Below are 16,838 nucleotides of genomic sequence, written 5' to 3'. Positions count from 1 at the left end.
CCCTCCCCGGAGGCGGAGGCTAGGCCTCCTGGTCCTCGCGGCGACGGCTGCGGGCGATCAGGAGCGAGCCGAGGCCGAGGGCGACAGCACCTCCCGAGAGCAGCAGCCAGGAGCCGGTCTCCACTCCGGTGGAGGGGAGGCCGCCGGGGCCGGTCGGTGCGGTGATCGGCGCGGCCGTGGCGGTCGGTCCGGCCGTCGGCGCGACGGTGGGCTCCGGGGTCGGCGTGGGCTCGGGGCTCACGGTCGGCTCGGGCGTCACGGTCGGCTCAGGAGTCGCCGTCGGCTCGGGGGTCGCGGTCGGCTCCGGTGAGCCGGTCGGCTCAGGAGTCGCCGTGGGCTCGGGAGTCGCGGTCGGCTCCGGCGAGCCGGTCGGCTCCGGCGTCGGCGTGGGCTCCGGGGTCCCCGGCAGCTCGACGGCGGCGCCCTCCGGCGCCACGGCGAGCAGCGCCCGGGCGACGTCGCTGAACGCTCCGACCGGGTGGTTGCGGAACACCGGCGAGGTGCCGAAGAGGAAGCCCTCGGTGCCCGACTCCGTCGAGAACGAGACGGCCGAGGCCTGCCCGGCCGCGTCGCTGCGGGACTGACCCTCGGAGTCGACCCAGTGCCCGGCGACGAACGTGCCGTCCTCCGAGTAGCTCTGCTCGACCGCGACCGACTCGTCGAAACCGGCGAACCACAGTGCCGGCGAGACGAACGCGGTGTCCTGCGGGTAGTCGCCCAGGACTCCGCCGGCGGGCGTCTCGACCGAGACGATGCCGTTGGAGCCGCTGGTGCCGGTCTGCGCGGTCAGCTCGGCCAGGCCGAAGTCGGACACGAAGGCCGCTCCAGCGCCACCGCGGCCGACGACGTCGCCGCCCGCCGCGAGGAACTCCTCGACCACGGTGCGGCCCGCGGCCTGCTCCGGGGTGAAGGAGAGGGCGCGTCCCACGTAGAGCACGTCGGCACCCTCGAGGGTCGCGGTGCCCGCGGTGAGCGCGGCCGCGTCGACGGCGACCGCATCGGCGAAGCCGAGCTTGGCCAGCGCGTCGCGGTCCTCGTTCGTGCCGGAGTAGGCGACGCGGAGGGCGTCGAGCGCCTTCCCGTCCTCGGCGCGCACGCGGTCGGCGGTGGTCGCCGTGAAGTCGACGCCGAAGACGGCGGCGGCTCCCTCGGCGGCCGCGAGCCCGGCGGCGTCGGCACGCAGGGCGATGGTGCCGTCCTCGAACTGCTCGAGAGCGACGCCGTCGGCCAGCAGCGCGTTGACGGCCTGGTACTCCAGGACGCCGCGCGGCTCGAAGGCGAGGTAGTCGGCGCCTGCCGGGACGGAGCCGACCGGAGCGACGGCGGTCACCGGCTCCAGGCCGACGGCTGGGAGGGCACCGGTGGTGGAGCCGATCGCCTGCACGTCGGCGCCCCAGAGGAGCGAGAGGCTCCAGGCCGAGACGTCGTACATCTCGGGCACACGGCTCGAGATGTCGCTGCCGTCGGCGAGGAGGACGTTGGCGAGGCCGCGGACCGACTGGTGCATGTCGACCAGGTAGGTGCCCGCGGGGTAGGAGACTCCTCCGACGCTCGTGGCGGCCGTGGTCCGCGACACCTCGACGCCGTGGGCGAGCAGCTGCGCGACGAGGGTCTCGGCGTCCGAGACGGAGCGCTGCGTGCCGTCGACGGGGATGACGTAGGCGCGCGGGTACTCGGTCGTGTAGACGTCGGTCTCGTCCCAGATCTCGGTCCACTCGGTCGGCACGCCCGCGGGCAGGTCGGCCGCGGAGACGTCGGCGGGGATCTCGACGGCGGGGGCGCCGGTGACGCCGCGCTCGAAGATGCTGACCTGGTTGCTCAGGAGCGCGTCGCGGTTGGCCTCGATGTAGTCGACGGAGGCGTCCATGACGATCCCGGCGACCTCGACGTCGATGTCCGCGTTGGCCTGGCCCTGGGCGATCTCCTCCGGAGTGCTGTTGGCCGTGCGGCCGAGCGGAAGCTCCACCGTGTTGGTGATCGCGCCCTGGAAGGCGACGTACTGCGGGGCGAAGATGGGGGGCCAGTCGTCCCAGCCCGCGCGGATGTCGCGGTAGGGGATGAGGATCTTCCCGGTGTTGTCCGTCGTGGCGCTGCCGTCCTCGGCGAGGTAGGTGTTGCCGGGCACGTCGGCCTCGACGACGCGGCGCTCGATCTCCAGCGCGGTCGCGTACGCGTGCGGGAGGAAGAGGTCGTACTCGTAGTTCTCGCCGTGCGGCGGGCCGCAGGGCTCGACCTGGAGGATCCCGGTGTAGCCGTGGATGTCGATGAAGTACGTGGGCTGGAGGACGCTCGAGAGGTCGCGGATCACGGCCGCCTCGCTGGTGGCTCCGGTGATCATGTCGCGGTTCGGGTCGTAGCCCGCGGCGACGGCGCGCTGGCCGAGGGCGCGGCCGTCGGGGTTGTTGGTGACGGTGAAGTAGAGGCGGTTGCCCTCGAGCAGCGCCTCGGTCTCCGCGTCCTCGGCGGTGGCGACGCCCTCGATGTACTCGAGGATCGCGTCGCTGCCCTCCCACTCGTTGCCGTGGATGTTGCCGTTGAACCAGACCGGCACCTTGTAGCCGTCCAGCAGCTCGGCGTCGGCGGCCGCGGCGGCGGGCTCGTACTTGAGCCGGTCGCGCCACTCGGCCTGCTGAGCCGTCTCGGCCTCGGTCTCGGGGGCGGTGACGGTGACCAGGTAGATGTCGCGGCCGAGGCCGGACTTCCCGACCACCTGGGTCGAGACCCGGTCGGAGCGGGCGGCGAGCGCGTTCAGCTGAGGCGCGATGGCGTCGTAGGGGGTGACTCCGCGCAGGAGCGAGGCGTCGGTCGGGTCGACGGGCACCTCGGTCAGCGGGGTCTGCTGCGGGTAGCTGGTCGGCACCGCGATCGGAGCGGACGGCGGACGCACGATGTCCACGCGGGTGTAGTCGGCGGGTGCTGCGGTCGTGGCGGTCGCCGGCGGGGCGACCAGGAGGCCGCCGGCGGCGAGCGCGAGCGCGGCGCATCCGGAGGCGAGGGCGGTTCGAGATCTCAAGCGGAGTTCTTCCCTTGTCGAGGCGTGACGGAACGGATCGGGCCCCCGTCGGCGTCTGGATCTCCGAATCGGATGTGAACCCTCTCAGGAAGATAGAGGCTCCATGTTTCCGTCACGTGTCGGCCGGGTCAGCTCCGCGAGATGCCTCTTCGGTACGCCTCGCCCGGCGACTCGAGTGCCCGAGTGGCATCCGGCGAGAGGAGGAAGGAGGGCCCGGTCAGAGGAAGAGGGAGAGGACGAGCGTGGCGCCGAGCGCGAGGACGGAAGCGAGGGAGACGCCGACGGTCACGGACTTGAGGGCGCCGCGGACCGACTGTCCGAGGAAGCTCTGCAGCAGCCAGAAGGTGTTCGAGGTGACGTGGATGCAGAACAGCGCGCCGGAGCCCGCAGCGAGTGCGATCAGCAGCGGGTCGAGGCCGAGTGTCGCGGCGACCGGCGCGACGACTCCGGCCGCCGTGATCGCCGAGAGGGTGACCGAGCCGACCGCGATGTGCAGCACGGCCGCCATCACCCAGACGAGCAGCAGCGGCGCGGTCGCCGAGGTCGAGAAGTAGCCCTTCAGGATCTCGCCGAGGTCGCCCTGCGCGATCACCGCGGCGAGCGCCCCGCCTACGCCGGTGAGCAGGAAGATCTGCCCGCCGTCCTGGAAGCCCTTGGCGACCGCCTTCTCCATCCGCGCGGTTCCCACGCTGGACCGGCCGACCACTCCGGTGCCGATCACGGCGAGGAGGAGCGCGATGACGGGGTTCCCGAGGAACTGCAGCACCGGCAGCTCGATCCCGGAGACGGTGAGCACCGCCTGCGCGGCGATGAGCAGGAGGGCGAGGAGCATGGGCGCGAAGAGGAGCAGGAGCGGGCGCTCGCGGGCGGGGTGGGCGTCCTGCGCCTCGGCGGGACCCGCCGCGTCCTCGACGGACGAGCCGGACGAGCCGCCCGATGCCGCTCCGACTCCGCTCGAGGACGCCCCGCCGCTCCCCCGCGCTCCGAACGACGGCAGCCGTCCGCCGTCCGCGGCGGGCGACGCCCCCACCGTCGCGAGCCCGGTCGTGTCGTCGCGCACGACCAGCTGCTCGTCGCGCGCCGGGTCCCAGAAGCCGAGGCGGAACGCGAGCGACATCAGCAGGATCGTGACCACGACCGTCGGCGCCACCACCGCGAATCCGCCGAGCATCATCACGCCCAGCGGCACTCCGAGCAGCCCCGCGAGCGCGACCGCGGCGAAGCCGGGCACCATCATCACGATGCCCGTCTCGAGCCCGACGGCGAAGGTCACGGCGACGATGCCGGTGCCCGCGCGCCCCAGCCGCGGCGCGATCCGGCGGGCGAGCGGGGCCGCGATCACGATCAGCGCGTCGACGAAGATCGTCTGCAGGTACGTGGCGAAGGAGAGGCCCAGCGCGTAGGGGATCCCGCGGCGGCCGAAGACGCGCAGCAGGCCCTCGACGAGCCGGACGACGGCGCCCATCTCGTTGAGCATCGCGCCGATGAGCACGCCCCAGCCGATCAGGAGGCCAGCCTCCATCATCACCTCGCCGAAGCCGGTGGTCATCGTGGAGACGGTGTCGACGGGGCCGAGCCCGGTGAGCAGGCCGATCGCGGCGGCTCCCACGGCCAGCGCCAGCACCGGGTTGAACCGGAAGCGCACGATCGCGACGACCACCACGACGATCACGAGGGCGACGACGCCCAGGGTGTACCACTCGGGCATGACGTCCTCCTCCGCCCGCGACTGCGCGTGCCGTCACACCCTAGGGGACCGCCGCGCACCCCCTCGCCCCCGCCGGGCGCAGGGCCCTAGCGTGGACGCATGGCACTGACGCTCCCCGAGCCCCGACTCCCCTCCCTCCTCGACTCCCCCGTCCTGCGCTGGGGGGTGATCGCGCCCGGCTCGATCGCCGGCTCGTTCGTCGAGGCGCTGCAGAAGCACACCCGGCAGCGCGTGGTCTCGGTGGGCTCCCGCTCGCTGGAGCGCGCGGAGCGGTTCGCGAGCCGGTTCGGGATCGAGCGGGCCTCGGCCGGCTACGAGGCCGTGGTCGAGGATCCGGAGGTCGACGTGGTCTACATCGCGTCCCCGCACTCGGAGCACGCCCGCCAGGCGCTGCTCGCCATCGCCGCGGGCAAGCACATCCTGGTCGAGAAGCCGTTCGCGCCGACCCCGGGCGAGGCCGAGATGATGGTGCACGCCGCGCGCGACGCCGGAGTCTTCGCGATGGAGGCGATGTGGATGCGCTACCTGCCGCACATGGACGTCGTGCGGCAGCTGCTCGCGGACGGGGCGGTCGGCGCGCCCGCCGTCGTCTCGGCCGACTTCGGCGCCGCCTTCGACTTCGACCCCTCCAGCCGCATCTTCGACCCGGCGCTCGCGGGCGGCGGCCTGCTGGACGTCGGCGTCTACGCCTCCTCCTTCGTCTCGATGGTGGCGGGCACCCCGCAGAGCACCGTCGTCGCCGGCAGCATGACCTCGACCGGCGTCGACGCAACCGCGACGATCGTCGGCAGCCACGCGCACGGGGTGCAGTCGGTGGCCACCTCGACCGTGCTGGCCGACACCCGGCACGCGGCGAGCGTCGCTGGGCGGGCGGGGCGGATCGACGTGCACCCGTCGTTCTGGACGCCGGGCGGCGTGACGCTCACCCGCGGCTCCGAGAGCGGGTCGTGGATCGACGAGACGCCGCTCCAGGGCGGCGAGGGCCTCGCCTGGGAGGCGCTGCACGTCGCGCAGTACGTGACGGAGGGGCGCACCGAGTCGCCGCTGCACCCGCTCGACGAGGTGGTCGCCGTGGTGCGGACCCTCGACGACGCGCGCCGCCGGCTGGGCGTCTCGGTGTAGGGCGGGCGGCGGGAGACCCCCGCCCCTGCCCTCAGCCCGCCGGCAGCTCGACGCGGAAGCTCGTGCGCCCCGGCTCGGACGCGACGAGGACGCGCCCGCCGTGGGCGTCGACGACCGCCGCCACGATCGCCAGGCCCAGCCCCGTCGATCCGGTCGTGCGCGCTCGGGAGGAGTCGCCGCGGGCGAAGCGCTCGAACAGCACCGGCACCAGCTCCGGCGCGATGCCCGGGCCGGAATCGGTGACCGTCACGACCGCGATCGGCCGCCCCTCCGACACCTCCTCGGCGAGGGCCGCCACGACCCGGGTGCCGGGGGGCGTGTGCACGGTCGCGTTCCGCAGCAGATTGGCGACCACCTGGTGCAGCCGGAAGCCGTCGCCGCGGATCTCGATCGGCTCCTCGGGGAGCTCGAGGTCCCACTCGTGGTCGGGGCCCGCGGCGTGCGCGTCCGAGAGCGCCTCGATCACGAGCAGCGTCAGGTCGACGGGCTCCTTCTCGAGGTCGCGGCCCTCGTCGAGGCGGGCGAGCAGGAGGAGGTCCTCGACCAGCGAGGTCATCCGGGTGGCGGCAGACTCGATCCGGTCGAGGGAGTAGGCCGCCGACTCCGGCAGCTCGGTCCCGCCGCGCCGGGGCAGCTCCGCGTAGCCGCGGATCGCCGCGAGGGGGGTCCGCAGCTCGTGCGAGGCGTCGGCGACGAACTGCCGCACCTTGTCCTCGCTCGCCTGCCGCGACTCCAGCGCACCGGTGACGTGGTCGAGCATGCGGTTGAAGGCGGCGCCGACGCGGCCGACCTCGGTGCGGGTGTCGGCGTCCTCCTCCGGGACCCGCTCGACCAGCTCGACGGCGCCGCGGTCCAGCGGCAGCTCGGCCACGCGGGTCGCCGTCGCCTCCACCCGCTCCAGGGGCCGCAGTGCCACGCGGATGATCGCGGTGGCGACGAGGGCGACCAGCAGCATCGCCAGCAGCACCACCACGACGACCACCCAGGTGAGGGAGGCGAGCGTCTCGGCGACCTCGCCCAGGGGGACGCCGACGACGACGACGGAGCCCTCGACCGCCGCCGCGCGCACGCGGTAGGTCCCGAGGCTCCCGGGCAGCTCGATGGTCGCCTCCTCGCCCCCCGCGGCGACGGCCGCCGCGAGCACCGAGTCGGCCGGGTCCGAGAACTGCCGGCAGACCCCGTCGGCGTCGACGTAGGCGCCGATGAAGGAGCCGTCCGAGCCCTGGACGGCGGTGATGGTGCTGAGGTTCTGGCTCGGGCCGCCGCCGAAGGATCCGCTCGGGCAGGTCGTGGCCTGCTCGATCGCGCTCGACCCGCCGAAGCGGCTCGGCCCGTCGAAGTCCTGGAGGCGCGTGACCGACTGGCTGAGCGACGCGTCCGTGCTGCCGTAGAGGATCGAGCGGGCGGAGAGCACGCTGACCGCTCCCACGACGCCCGCCGTCACCGCGACGAGCGCGACCACGGCGACGACCATCCGCCGCCGCAGAGTCCACGGCGCGCGCCGGCCGCGGCGGGAGCTGCGGAGGGCGGAGCGGGTCGCGAAGTCGCCGAGCGACGGGCGGCCGGTGCGGCTCACTGGTCGGCGGGCTTCAGGAGGTAGCCGGCGCCGCGCACGGTGTGGATCATCGGCGAGCGGCCGGCGTCGATCTTCTTGCGCAGGTACGAGATGTAGATCTCGACCACGCTCGACTTGCCGCCGAAGTCGTACGACCAGACCCGGTCGAGGATCTGGGCCTTGCTGAGCACGCGGCGCGGATTGCGCATCAGGAAGCGCAGCAGCTCGAACTCGGTGGCGGTCAGCTCGATCTCGTCGCCGCCCCGGCGGACCTCGTGGCTGTCCTCGTTCAGCACCAGGTCACCCACGACGACCTCGGGGTCGTCCGCGTCGTTGGCGAGCAGGGTGCTGCGGCGGATGAGGCCGCGCATCCGGGCGACCAGCTCCTCGAGGGAGAAGGGCTTGGTGACGTAGTCGTCGCCGCCGGCGGTGAGCCCGGCGATCCGGTCGTCGAGCGCGTCCTTCGCGGTGAGGAAGAGGACCGGGGTCTCGCTGCCGTCCGCGCGGACCCGCTGCAGGACCTGGAGGCCGTCGATGTCGGGGAGCATCACGTCGAGCACGATCACGTCGGGCCGGAACTCGCGGGTGATCGTGATCGCGGCGCGGCCCTCGGCGGCGGTGCGCACCTCCCAGCCCTCGTAGCGCAGAGCCATCTGGAGCAGGTCGGTGAGGGTGCTCTCGTCGTCGACGACGAGGACGCGGATCGGCGTCCCGTCGGCCCGCTTCAGGCGGGTGCGCTGCGCGGGGGCGAGGTGCTTCGAGGGGGCCGGGGTGCTCATGACTCCAGTATCGGGAGTTCCCTATGGATCGGCTATGACCGGCCGATGCCGTCGCTGTGCGCTCCCGATGCGTCCTCCGCGGGATCGGCGTCGAGCTCCTCCGGAGCGATCGCCGCGGTGCGCGCGTAGCCGCGGACCCGCCGGTCGATGAAGGTCGCCGCCCAGAGCAGGACGCCGATCACGAGCAGCACCCCCGCGATGCCGTACTGGGCGGTGTCGCGTCCCGAGGTGATCGGCAGCACCAGGTAGACGCAGGCGATCGTGCCCAGCACCGGCAGCACGGTGGGGGTCCGGAAGTGACGGTGCTCGACCGGCTGCCGCCGCAGCACCAGCACGGAGACGTTGACGACGGCGAAGACCGCCAGCAGGAGGAGCGACGTGGTCCCGCCCAGGAGCACCGCGATGGGGTCGGAGGGGTCGCGCGACACGTAGGCGGTGAGGAGCAGGGCGATCACCGTCGTGAAGAGGATCGCGGCCCACGGCGTGCGCCGTCCGCGCAGCACGTTCTGCAGGAACGGCGGCAGCACGCCCTGGCGGCTCATCCCATAGAGCAGGCGGCTGGCCATCATCATGTTGATCAGCGCGCTGTTGGCCACGGCGAAGAGCGAGATGAAGGGCAGCAGCGTCGAGATCGGGAAGTCGGGCGCCGCGGCCTCGACGACCGTGACGAGCGGAGTGTCGTTGCCGGCCAGCTCCCCCACGGGGACGATCGCGACGGCGAGCGTGGACACGAGCACGTAGACCACGGCGGTGATGCCGAGACCCGTGAGCATCACGCGCGGGAAGATGCGGCTGGGCTCCTTCGTCTCCTCCGCCATGTTCACGGAGTCCTCGAATCCGACCATCGCGAAGAACGCCAAGGAGGTCGCGGTGCTCACCGCGAGCAGCAGCGACTTGTCCTCCGGCGCCTCGAACGCGACCACCCGCGAGAAGTCGGCCTGCCCGCCGAACACGGCGAAGAAGCACACGAAGATCACGAGCAGCAGGCCCGAGAGCTCGATCAGGGTGAGCACCACGTTCAGCCCGACGCTCTCGGCGACGCCCCGCAGGTTCACCAGGGCGATGCAGACCATGAACACCAGCGCGATGCTCAGCCGCGTCCCCGCGCCGTCCCCGAGCCCGAAGCCGATCGCGAAGTTGCTCGCGAAGGCGCCCGAGGCGGCGGAGGCCGAGGTGATCCCGCTCGCCATCACGGTGAAGCAGACGAGGAACGTGACGAAGTGGATCCCGAACGCCTTGTGCGCGTAGAGCGCGGCGCCCGCGGCCTGCGGATACTTCGTCACCAGCTCCAGGTAGGAGCAGGCGGTGAGCGTGGCGACGACGAACGCGATCACGAAGGGGAGCCACGCGGCCCCGCCCACCTCGGCCGCGACCTGCCCGGTGAGGGCGTAGATCCCGGTCCCGAGGATGTCGCCGACCACGAACAGCAGCAGCAGCTTGGGGCCGAGCACCCGCTTGAGCTCGGGCGGGGCGGACGTCTCTCTCGTGGCGGTCATCGTCGGCCCCTCCCGTTGCGGATGAGCGCGAGCCTACGACCGCGGGCACCGCCCCGGGAAGAGCGGGCGCCCCCGGAGGAGGAGCCGACGACACCCACGACTCCGCCGTCGCGCCGTGCGCAGCGCAGCCTCCACCCCGCCGTCGGGAGGCTGCGCGAGGCCGGCTGACCGGATGCTGCCACGGCCGGAGCCTGCCCGGACGTCCCGTGGGCCCCCGACCCTCCGCCCCGCGCGGAGCCGGGGGTCCGCCGCATGTCCGGATGCTGCCGTGCCCGGATGCTGATCTGGTTCCGCCGACGGGCCTCCGCGAGGCTCGGAGGACCACGACGAGAGGACGCACCATGACCGCCACTGCACCCGCCGCCACCCCGCACCTCGGCCCCGTCGCCGCCGGAGGCGCCCTCGCCTGGGCCGCGCTGGCCGCGCTCCTCCTGCTCGGGGAGCCGCACCCCGCGGCGGTCCTCCTGCTCGTGCTCGCCGCCGCCGCCGCGACCTCGCTGAGCGTCGTCGCCGTCGCCCGCCGGCAGCCCCCCGCCCGCCGTACCGGCGTCGTGATCGGTCTCCTCGCCCCCCTCCTCGCGAACGCCGGTCTCACTCCGCTCGCCGCGCTGGTCGGCCCGGCCGTGTTCGGAGCGGTGGCGCTGGTCCTCGCCGGTGAGCTCGCCGTCGTCGCGGTTCTCGCGCGGCGGCGCTGAGTGCGCGCCTCCTACACTCGGGAGGGTCGGGAGAACGGGGGGGGCCGCCGGTGCTGAGCGAGAACGCGATCGCGCTGTACCTGCACGCGTCCGTGCGCGGAGACTGGTCGCTCGAGAGCGCGTCGGACGAGCTCGGCGTCACCGTCGACGGCCTCCGCGAGGCGCGCGACGAGCTGATCGGGCTCCGGCTGCTCGCTCCGCTGCACGCGGGCGCGGAGTCGCTCGCCACGGCCGCGCCGGACATCGCCCTGGCCGAGCTGATCGCCGACGACGAGCGGCGCCTCCTCGAGCTGCAGACCGGGATCACCCGCCGCCGCAGCGAGCTGATGGCCCTCGTCCCCGCCTACCGGAGCGCCCGCAGCGCCCTCGCCGCCGCGGAGCAGGTGGAGGTGATCGAGGACCCGGCGACCGTCCTCCGGCTGCTCCTCGACCTGCAGCGCGGAGCCTCGGAGGAGGTGCTGATCGCCGCTCCCGGCACCAGCAGCGTGGAGCGGCACGAGGCGAGCGACGCCGTCGACCGCGAGCTGCTCGGGCGCGGTATCGCGAGACGGACGCTGTACCACGACCGCCGCCGCGACAACGCGGCCCTCCGGCGCTCGGTCGCGGAGCTCGAGCCGCTGGGCGCGCGGTTCCGGACCCTCCCGGTGCTGCCCTTCCGGCTGGTGGTCTTCGACCGCTCCCTCGCGATCGTCGCCCGCTCCCGGGACGAGGACGACCGCGCCGCCCTGGTCGTCCGCTCCTCCGAGCTCGCGGCGACCCTGGCGCGCGTCTTCGACGCGGCGTGGGAGTTCGCAGCGCCCCTGCACGCGGCAGGTGCCGAGGAGGAGCCCTTCCTCTCCGCGGTGCAGCGCTCGATCCTGCAGGGCCTCGCCGCCGGGCTCACCGACGAGGCGCTCGCGGCACGGCTGGACCTCAGCGTGCGCACCTGCCGTCGGCACATCGCCGGTCTCTTCGACCTGCTCGGCGCCGAGAGCCGCTTCCAGGCGGGCGTGCTCGCGTCTCGGCGGGGCTGGCTGCCGGTCCGACCGCGCTGACGCCGGCCGTCGGCGAGCTCAGCGCCGCGGAGCCGCGGTGTCGGAACGGGGTGTCCGCTAGCGGACACGTCCTCTTCCGGCTCTTGTCCCGGCACTCTCCCAGGTCGAACATGGGGACCGCCGCCGACATCCCCGATGACGGGCGGCCTCCGCACCGCGACCCCGTACCCGACGGGACCGCGGCCCCGACGCCCGCGCCGTACCCGACGGACCGCGGCGCATCAGCGACCTGAGCCGAACGCGCGCACAGGCGCTCCTCCGGCGCGCCGTCCGGCACCCCCGACCGACGACGCTCCGGGCCCCCGCTTCCACCTACCCGAAGAGCTCACCCGTGAACCCCAGCACCCCCGCCCGCCCTGGTCCTCCCGCTCCACCCGAGATCCGCCCGCTCCTGACGCGCCAGCAACGCGTCGCCAGCCCCCGTGCCGTCACCAGCCGCGCCAAGCAGCAGTCGCCCTCGCTCATCATGATCGTGCTCCTCTCCGGCGCCGGCGCTCTGCTCTACGGCGCCTTCCTGCTCAACCCGCGCAACATCGGCGACCCCCTCCCGTTCGCCATCGTCATCATCTGCGAGCTGTACCTGATCGGCCAGGCCGCGCTCACGATGTGGACCGCCCTGTCGAGCACCTACGACCCGCGCGACTCCGCCTTCCACTCCGCTCGAGCGACGCTCTACGGGAGCCCGGTCGACGGCATCCCGATCGGCGAGGACCTCTACCTCGGCCGCCGCCGCATCACCGTCGACGTCTTCATCACGACCTACAGGGAGGACCCCGCGATCATCGAGGAGACGGCCCGTGCGGCCCGCGACATGCGCGGCACCCACGTGACGTGGCTCCTCGACGACGGGGACGACCCGCAGGTCGCCGCGATCGCCGAGCGCCTGGGCGTCCGCTACGTGGTGCGCGAGGACCGCGCGGGTGCCAAGGCCGGCAACGTGAACCACGCGCTCCGTCTGACAGACTCGGACTTCGCCGTGATGATCGACGCCGACTTCGTGACCGTGCCGGAGTTCCTGGAGGAGACTCTCCCCTTCTTCGCCCACGACGACGTCGCCTTCGTGCAGGCCCCGCAGGTCTACGGGAACGCGCACAACTTCATCTCGCGCGGCTCCGCCTACATGCAGATCGTCTTCTACGCCCTCACCCAGCCGGGCAAGAACAAGTACAACTCCGCCTTCTGCGTGGGCACCAACGCCGTCTTCCGCCGCAAGGCCCTCGACGACATCGGCGGGATGTACGAGGGCTCGCAGTCCGAGGACATCTGGACGTCGATCTTCGTGCACGAGCGCGGCTGGCGCTCGATCTTCGTGCCGATGACCCTCGCGGTCGGGCGCACGCCCGAGACGATCGAGGCCTTCGTCCGCCAGCAGGTCCGCTGGGCCGTCGGCGGGTTCGAGATCCTGCTCAAGCACAACCCGTTCTCGCCGAAGCGCCGGCTCACGACCGACCAGCGCGTGCAGTACTTCATGACCGTCACGTTCTACTTCACCGGGATCGTGCCGCTGGGCCTGATCGTGCTGCCCCCGCTGCAGATCTACCTGAACATCACGCCGGTCAGCCTGGAGGTGCCGCTCGTCGAGTGGATCCTCTTCTACTGCGGGTTCTACGTGCTGCAGATCGGGCTCGCGCTGTTCATCATCGGCTCGTTCCGGTGGGAGACGCTGCTGCTGTCGACCGTCACCTTCCCGATGTACACGAAGGCGTTCTTCCTCGCTCTCGCGGGTCGGAAGCCGGCCTGGACCTCGACGGGCGCGACCGGGCAGGCCGCCTCGCCCTTCAACTTCATCAAGGTGCAGATGGTCTTCCTGGTGTTCCTGGCCGCGACCTCCGTCGTCGGCTTCCTCAAGGCGGAGTGGACCGCGGAGTACTCGGTGGCGCTCGCCTGGAACGTCCTGAACACCCTCACGCTCGGAGCGTTCGCGGTGATCGCGGCGCGCGAGCACGTCCTCCTGAAGCGCGCCGCCCGGGCCGAGGTGGTCGCTCCGAGCGGCCCCGCCGCCGCGGGACGCCACGGACTCGCCGTGGGTGCGGCATGACCGCGCTGCGCTGGCTCGGCTTCCTCGCCTCGTGCGCCCTCGCGCTCGGCGTCGCCGCCGCCGGCCTGGTCTACGCGAACAACTCCTCGCTCACCGTGCGGGCGGCGAGCGCTCAGCTCGTCACCGACGAGTACTCGCTGGGGACGCCCTACGCGGGCACGATCCAGGACCTCACGATCTCCCGCGGCGACGCGGTGGAGAAGGGCGACGTGCTCTTCAGCCTGCAGAGCACCGTCCTCGAGTCCGACATGCAGACGAAGACGTTCACCAGCGCCGATGTCGGCTACCGGATCGAGGAGGGCGGCCTGATGGTCTTCACGGCGGCGCTGGACGGCGTGGTCACATCGGTCGACGCCGAGATCGGCTCCTTCGTCGAGGAGGACCAGATGATCGCGGTCGTCGCGATCTCGGACTCGATCCACCTCGAGAGCGAGTTCGTGCTCGGCGCCCGGGACTACTCGCGGGTCCCGATCGGCGGCACCGTCGCCGTGGCGATGCCGGACGGGACGACCGTCGACGCCGAGATCTACGACGTCGAGGTGGAGCGGTTCCACGAGGGGCGGGCGACGACCGTCATCCGCGCGCGCACCGACGAGATCACGACGCAGAACTACACCGTGGTCGGAGCTCCCGTCGCGGCGGAGGTGCGGCTCCGCGACGACGGCGACGGCTTCGGCGGCTGGCTGGTCGCCCAGCTCGGCAGGCTCTTCACGCCGGGCGGGTTCGCGCGGTGAGGCGCGGGGCGGAGGCGGCCCTCGCTCTCGCCCTCGCGATCGCAGGCCTCACCGGATGCACGTCCGACGGCTCCGCGTCCGACTGGGCCGTGGCAGCGTCCGTGCATGCGCGGGAGCTGCCGCAGGTCCCCGGCCCCTACGCGGGGACGGCGCGGCTCGCCGAAGGGGTGCGGCCGCCGACGAACTCGTGGGTGTCCGGACCGGTGTTCGGGGAGGATCTCCCGCTCTACACAGGGATCCTCACCGTCACGCCGCGCGCCGACGGCTTCACCGTGGGCCTCCCGATCGTGGAGGCGGCTCCGCGGACCGTCTACGCCCTCGCCCGGGACGATCTCACCGTGACGGTCCCCTCGAGCGCGGTGGCGCTCTCCGCGTTCGACGACCTCGTCGCGCACTGGAGCCTCGCGGGTGCCGGTGAGCTCGTCGCAGCCGAGGGCTGGCCCTACGCCTCCTACCGGACCGAGAGCGCCCAGACGGTGCTGATCGGAGGCGCCACCGCTCCCGAGCGCGCGGCCGGCGGCCTGCTCCTGGTCACCGCGGGCGGACAGCGGTACGGGCTGGTGGCGCCCGCCGCCGCCCTCGATGCGTTCCCCCGGATGACGCTGGACGGCACGCTGCTCCTCTTCGCGGTGCCTCCGGGAGCGAGCAGGGCGCGGATCGACGAGCTTCGGCGTCGTGCAGTGCCCCTCGAGGGCGCGAGCGTCTCCCACGTCGTCACGGCGAGCACCACCACCACGACCTACGCGCTGCGGACCGAGGGCGGCGCCGAGACGTTCTTCGGCCTCGGGGCCGAGGGGGCGATCGGCTACGACACGCTCTACGGCCGGGTGGGGCTCCGTGCGGGAACGTCGTTCTCCCGCGCCGCCCCCACTATCGTCGAGTCGGGGGCGCTCGATCTCGGCTCCCTCACGGCCGAGGAGACGACGACGCTCCGGACGCAGGTGCCGCTCGACGCCGCGGCCACCCGCTTCGCCGCGCCCGACACCTACGGAGCCGGCAAGGAGCTCTACCGCGCCGCTGCTCTGCACCGTCTCGCCGTCGACCTCGGCCTGGAGGAGGTGGCGGCCGACCTGCACGACCGGATCGCCGCCGAGCTCGACCAGTGGCTCGACCCGCGCGGCTGCGCACCGGGCGCCGTGAAGTGCGTCGTCTACGACCCCGTGCTCGGAGGCGTCGTCGGCTCCGCGCCGTCGTTCGGGTCCGACGCGTTCAACGACCACCATTTCCACTACGGCTACCTGCTCTCCGCCGTCGGGATGCTGGCCGCCGAGGACCCGTCCCTCCTCGAGCGGTACCGGACCGTCGCGGACCTGCTCGCCCTGGATCTCGCCTCTCCCGTCGACACCGCCGAGTTCCCGCGGCTGCGCGTGTTCGACGCGTACCGCGGCCACTCCTGGGCCTCGGGGCTCGCGCCGGCCCGGGACGGCAACGACCAGGAGTCGGTGTCCGAGGCGGTCAACGCCTGGAACGGCCTCGCCCTCTGGGCCGCCGCCTCCGGGAACGCGCCGCTGCTCGAGGAGGCGCGCTGGCTGCTCTCCCTCGAGACGCAGGCGGCTGAAAACCTCTGGCTGAGCCCGGAGACGCCGGTCGGCTTCGAAGCGCCGTTCGTCGCGATCAACTGGGGCGGCAAGCGCGACTACGCCACCTTCTTCGACGCGACACCCTCGGCGCTGCTGGGGATCGAGCTGATCCCGATGCCGCCGTCGACCGCGTTCCTCCCCGACCCCTCGCGGGTCGACGAGCTCGTGGCCGGAGCCCCAGGCGCGCCGCTCGCCGACTACGTGCTGATGCTCCAGGCGACGAGCGACCCGGCCGCGGCTCTCGCGCGGGCGGAGCGCCTGCCGGACTCCTCGATCGACAGCGCCGACTCGCGCAGCTACCTGTCGGCGTGGATCCTCACCCGCTGATCCCGCACAGCCCGCTCAGCCCGCGTGCGCTCCGAGGAACGCGAGCGCCCGCGGCCAGGCGTCGGTCGCCGCCTCGGCCTGGTAGGTCTGCTCGTTCGCGTCGTTGAAGAAGGCGTGGCCCGCTCCCGGGTAGACGACGACCTCGACGTCCTTGCCCTCGGTCGCCTCGCGGATGCGCGGCACCTGCTCGACGAGGGGAGCGTCCTGATCGCCTAGGAACGCCAGCACCGGCACCTGCAGCGCGCCGAGCTCCTCGGCGGACGCGGTGACGTGCCCGTAGAACGGCACGGCCGCCGCCAGCCGCGGCTCGGCCAGCGCGAGCGCCCACGAGAAGGTGCCGCCGTAGCAGAACCCGGTGACGGAGACGCTGGTCGCGCCCTCCTGGCGCAGGAGCCGCTCGACGAGGGCGCGGAGAATCGCGACGGTGCGCGTCGCGTGCTCCGGAGTGAAGACGGGGGCGAAGAAGGTGCGCAGCTCGACCTGGCGCGGCAGGCGCCGCACCGGGTGGTCGTAGTCGGCGCGCTGCTCCTCGTCGAGCTGCTCGAGCAGGCCGCTGTCGGCCAGGAGCTCGGGGGCGACGACGCTGTAGCCCTCGGCCGCGTAGCGGTCGGCGACCGAGCGGATGTGCCCGTCGACCCCCCAGACCTCGTGGATCAGGATCAGCGCGCGGCCGCCCTCACCGCTGCGGTACACCGGTACGTCGTGCTCGGCCAGGGTCCAGGTCTCATCGCTCGTGGGCATGCTCGCACCCTAGCCC

Annotated in this window: 12 protein-coding genes; 6 read left to right on the top strand and 6 right to left on the bottom strand. The window is 73.0% G+C overall.

All coding sequences use genetic code 11. The annotated features are described in order from the left end of the window. Positions 1-19: 19 nt before the first annotated feature. Together C5C30_RS12045 and C5C30_RS12040 are read right to left on the bottom strand one after the other, a co-directional pair. Positions 20-3,013 (bottom strand): M14 family zinc carboxypeptidase, encoded by a 2,994-nt coding sequence (locus C5C30_RS12045; RefSeq protein ID WP_104333806.1) that lies wholly within the window; start codon positions 3,011-3,013, stop codon positions 20-22. A gap of 217 nt (positions 3,014-3,230) precedes the next feature. Beyond that, positions 3,231-4,721 carry a GntP family permease gene (locus C5C30_RS12040; protein ID WP_104333805.1) on the bottom strand — a complete coding sequence of 497 codons (1,491 nt, stop codon included), beginning with the start codon at positions 4,719-4,721 and terminating at the stop codon, positions 3,231-3,233. 99 nt (positions 4,722-4,820) lie between these two features. Between C5C30_RS12040 and C5C30_RS12035 the strand changes: the two genes are divergently transcribed. Beyond that, complete coding sequence (locus C5C30_RS12035) at positions 4,821-5,843, top strand: Gfo/Idh/MocA family protein (protein ID WP_104234222.1); 1,023 nt, start codon at positions 4,821-4,823, stop codon at positions 5,841-5,843. 31 nt (positions 5,844-5,874) lie between these two features. On the opposite strand, the gene C5C30_RS12030 is transcribed toward C5C30_RS12035, so the two are convergent. The 3 genes from C5C30_RS12030 to C5C30_RS12020 are packed head-to-tail and all read right to left on the bottom strand — an operon-like array spanning position 5,875 to position 9,673. Then, the gene (locus tag C5C30_RS12030; RefSeq protein WP_219812137.1) at positions 5,875-7,419 is read right to left on the bottom strand and encodes a cell wall metabolism sensor histidine kinase WalK; all 1,545 of its coding nucleotides are present in this window, start codon (positions 7,417-7,419) and stop codon (positions 5,875-5,877) included. After that, complete coding sequence (locus C5C30_RS12025) at positions 7,416-8,177, bottom strand: response regulator transcription factor (protein WP_104223650.1); 762 nt, start codon at positions 8,175-8,177, stop codon at positions 7,416-7,418. The genes C5C30_RS12030 and C5C30_RS12025 overlap by 4 nt, the downstream gene beginning before the upstream one ends. A 32-nt stretch (positions 8,178-8,209) precedes the next feature. Then, complete coding sequence (locus C5C30_RS12020; protein ID WP_104247764.1) at positions 8,210-9,673, bottom strand: APC family permease; 1,464 nt, start codon at positions 9,671-9,673, stop codon at positions 8,210-8,212. Positions 9,674-10,014: 341 nt separating this feature from the next. Here C5C30_RS12020 and C5C30_RS12015 point away from each other — a divergent pair, with 341 nt between their 5' ends. From C5C30_RS12015 to C5C30_RS11995, 5 genes are all read left to right on the top strand, one after another. Next, entirely contained in the window at positions 10,015-10,368 is a 354-nt protein-coding gene (locus C5C30_RS12015; RefSeq protein WP_104324517.1) for a hypothetical protein, read from the top strand. A 50-nt stretch (positions 10,369-10,418) separates the two neighbouring features. Further along, entirely contained in the window at positions 10,419-11,402 is a 984-nt protein-coding gene (locus C5C30_RS12010; RefSeq protein ID WP_104333804.1) for a helix-turn-helix transcriptional regulator, read from the top strand. A 331-nt stretch (positions 11,403-11,733) separates the two neighbouring features. Then, entirely contained in the window at positions 11,734-13,440 is a 1,707-nt protein-coding gene (locus C5C30_RS12005; protein WP_104247767.1) for a glycosyltransferase family 2 protein, read from the top strand. Then, positions 13,437-14,174 carry a biotin/lipoyl-binding protein gene (locus C5C30_RS17715; protein ID WP_181131555.1) on the top strand — a complete coding sequence of 246 codons (738 nt, stop codon included), beginning with the start codon at positions 13,437-13,439 and terminating at the stop codon, positions 14,172-14,174. The genes C5C30_RS12005 and C5C30_RS17715 overlap by 4 nt, the downstream gene beginning before the upstream one ends. Further along, entirely contained in the window at positions 14,171-16,081 is a 1,911-nt protein-coding gene (locus tag C5C30_RS11995; protein WP_104333803.1) for a glycosyl hydrolase, read from the top strand. Before C5C30_RS17715 ends, C5C30_RS11995 begins: the two co-directional genes overlap by 4 nt. A 15-nt stretch (positions 16,082-16,096) precedes the next feature. On the opposite strand, the gene C5C30_RS11990 is transcribed toward C5C30_RS11995, so the two are convergent. Further along, positions 16,097-16,822, bottom strand: a complete 726-nt coding sequence (locus C5C30_RS11990) for a dienelactone hydrolase family protein (RefSeq protein WP_104223644.1) — start codon at positions 16,820-16,822, stop codon at positions 16,097-16,099. Between the last annotated feature and the right edge of the window lie 16 nt (positions 16,823-16,838).

This window comes from Rathayibacter sp. AY2B5, assembly GCF_002931645.1.
In the GTDB taxonomy this organism is placed as follows: Bacteria; Actinomycetota; Actinomycetes; order Actinomycetales; family Microbacteriaceae; genus Rathayibacter.
This window is presented reverse-complemented; position numbering and strand designations above follow the sequence as displayed.

Excerpts from the sequence above, each read along its gene's own strand:
- C5C30_RS12040 (WP_104333805.1), bottom strand. The coding sequence starts at position 4,721 with ATGCCCGAGTGGTACACCCTGGGCGTCGTCGCCCTCGTGATCGTCGTG.
- C5C30_RS12035 (WP_104234222.1), top strand. The coding sequence starts at position 4,821 with ATGGCACTGACGCTCCCCGAGCCCCGACTCCCCTCCCTCCTCGACTCC.
- C5C30_RS12025 (WP_104223650.1), bottom strand. The coding sequence starts at position 8,177 with ATGAGCACCCCGGCCCCCTCGAAGCACCTCGCCCCCGCGCAGCGCACC.
- C5C30_RS12020 (WP_104247764.1), bottom strand. The coding sequence starts at position 9,673 with ATGACCGCCACGAGAGAGACGTCCGCCCCGCCCGAGCTCAAGCGGGTG.
- C5C30_RS12015 (WP_104324517.1), top strand. The coding sequence starts at position 10,015 with ATGACCGCCACTGCACCCGCCGCCACCCCGCACCTCGGCCCCGTCGCC.
- C5C30_RS17715 (WP_181131555.1), top strand. The coding sequence starts at position 13,437 with ATGACCGCGCTGCGCTGGCTCGGCTTCCTCGCCTCGTGCGCCCTCGCG.
- C5C30_RS11990 (WP_104223644.1), bottom strand. The coding sequence starts at position 16,822 with ATGCCCACGAGCGATGAGACCTGGACCCTGGCCGAGCACGACGTACCG.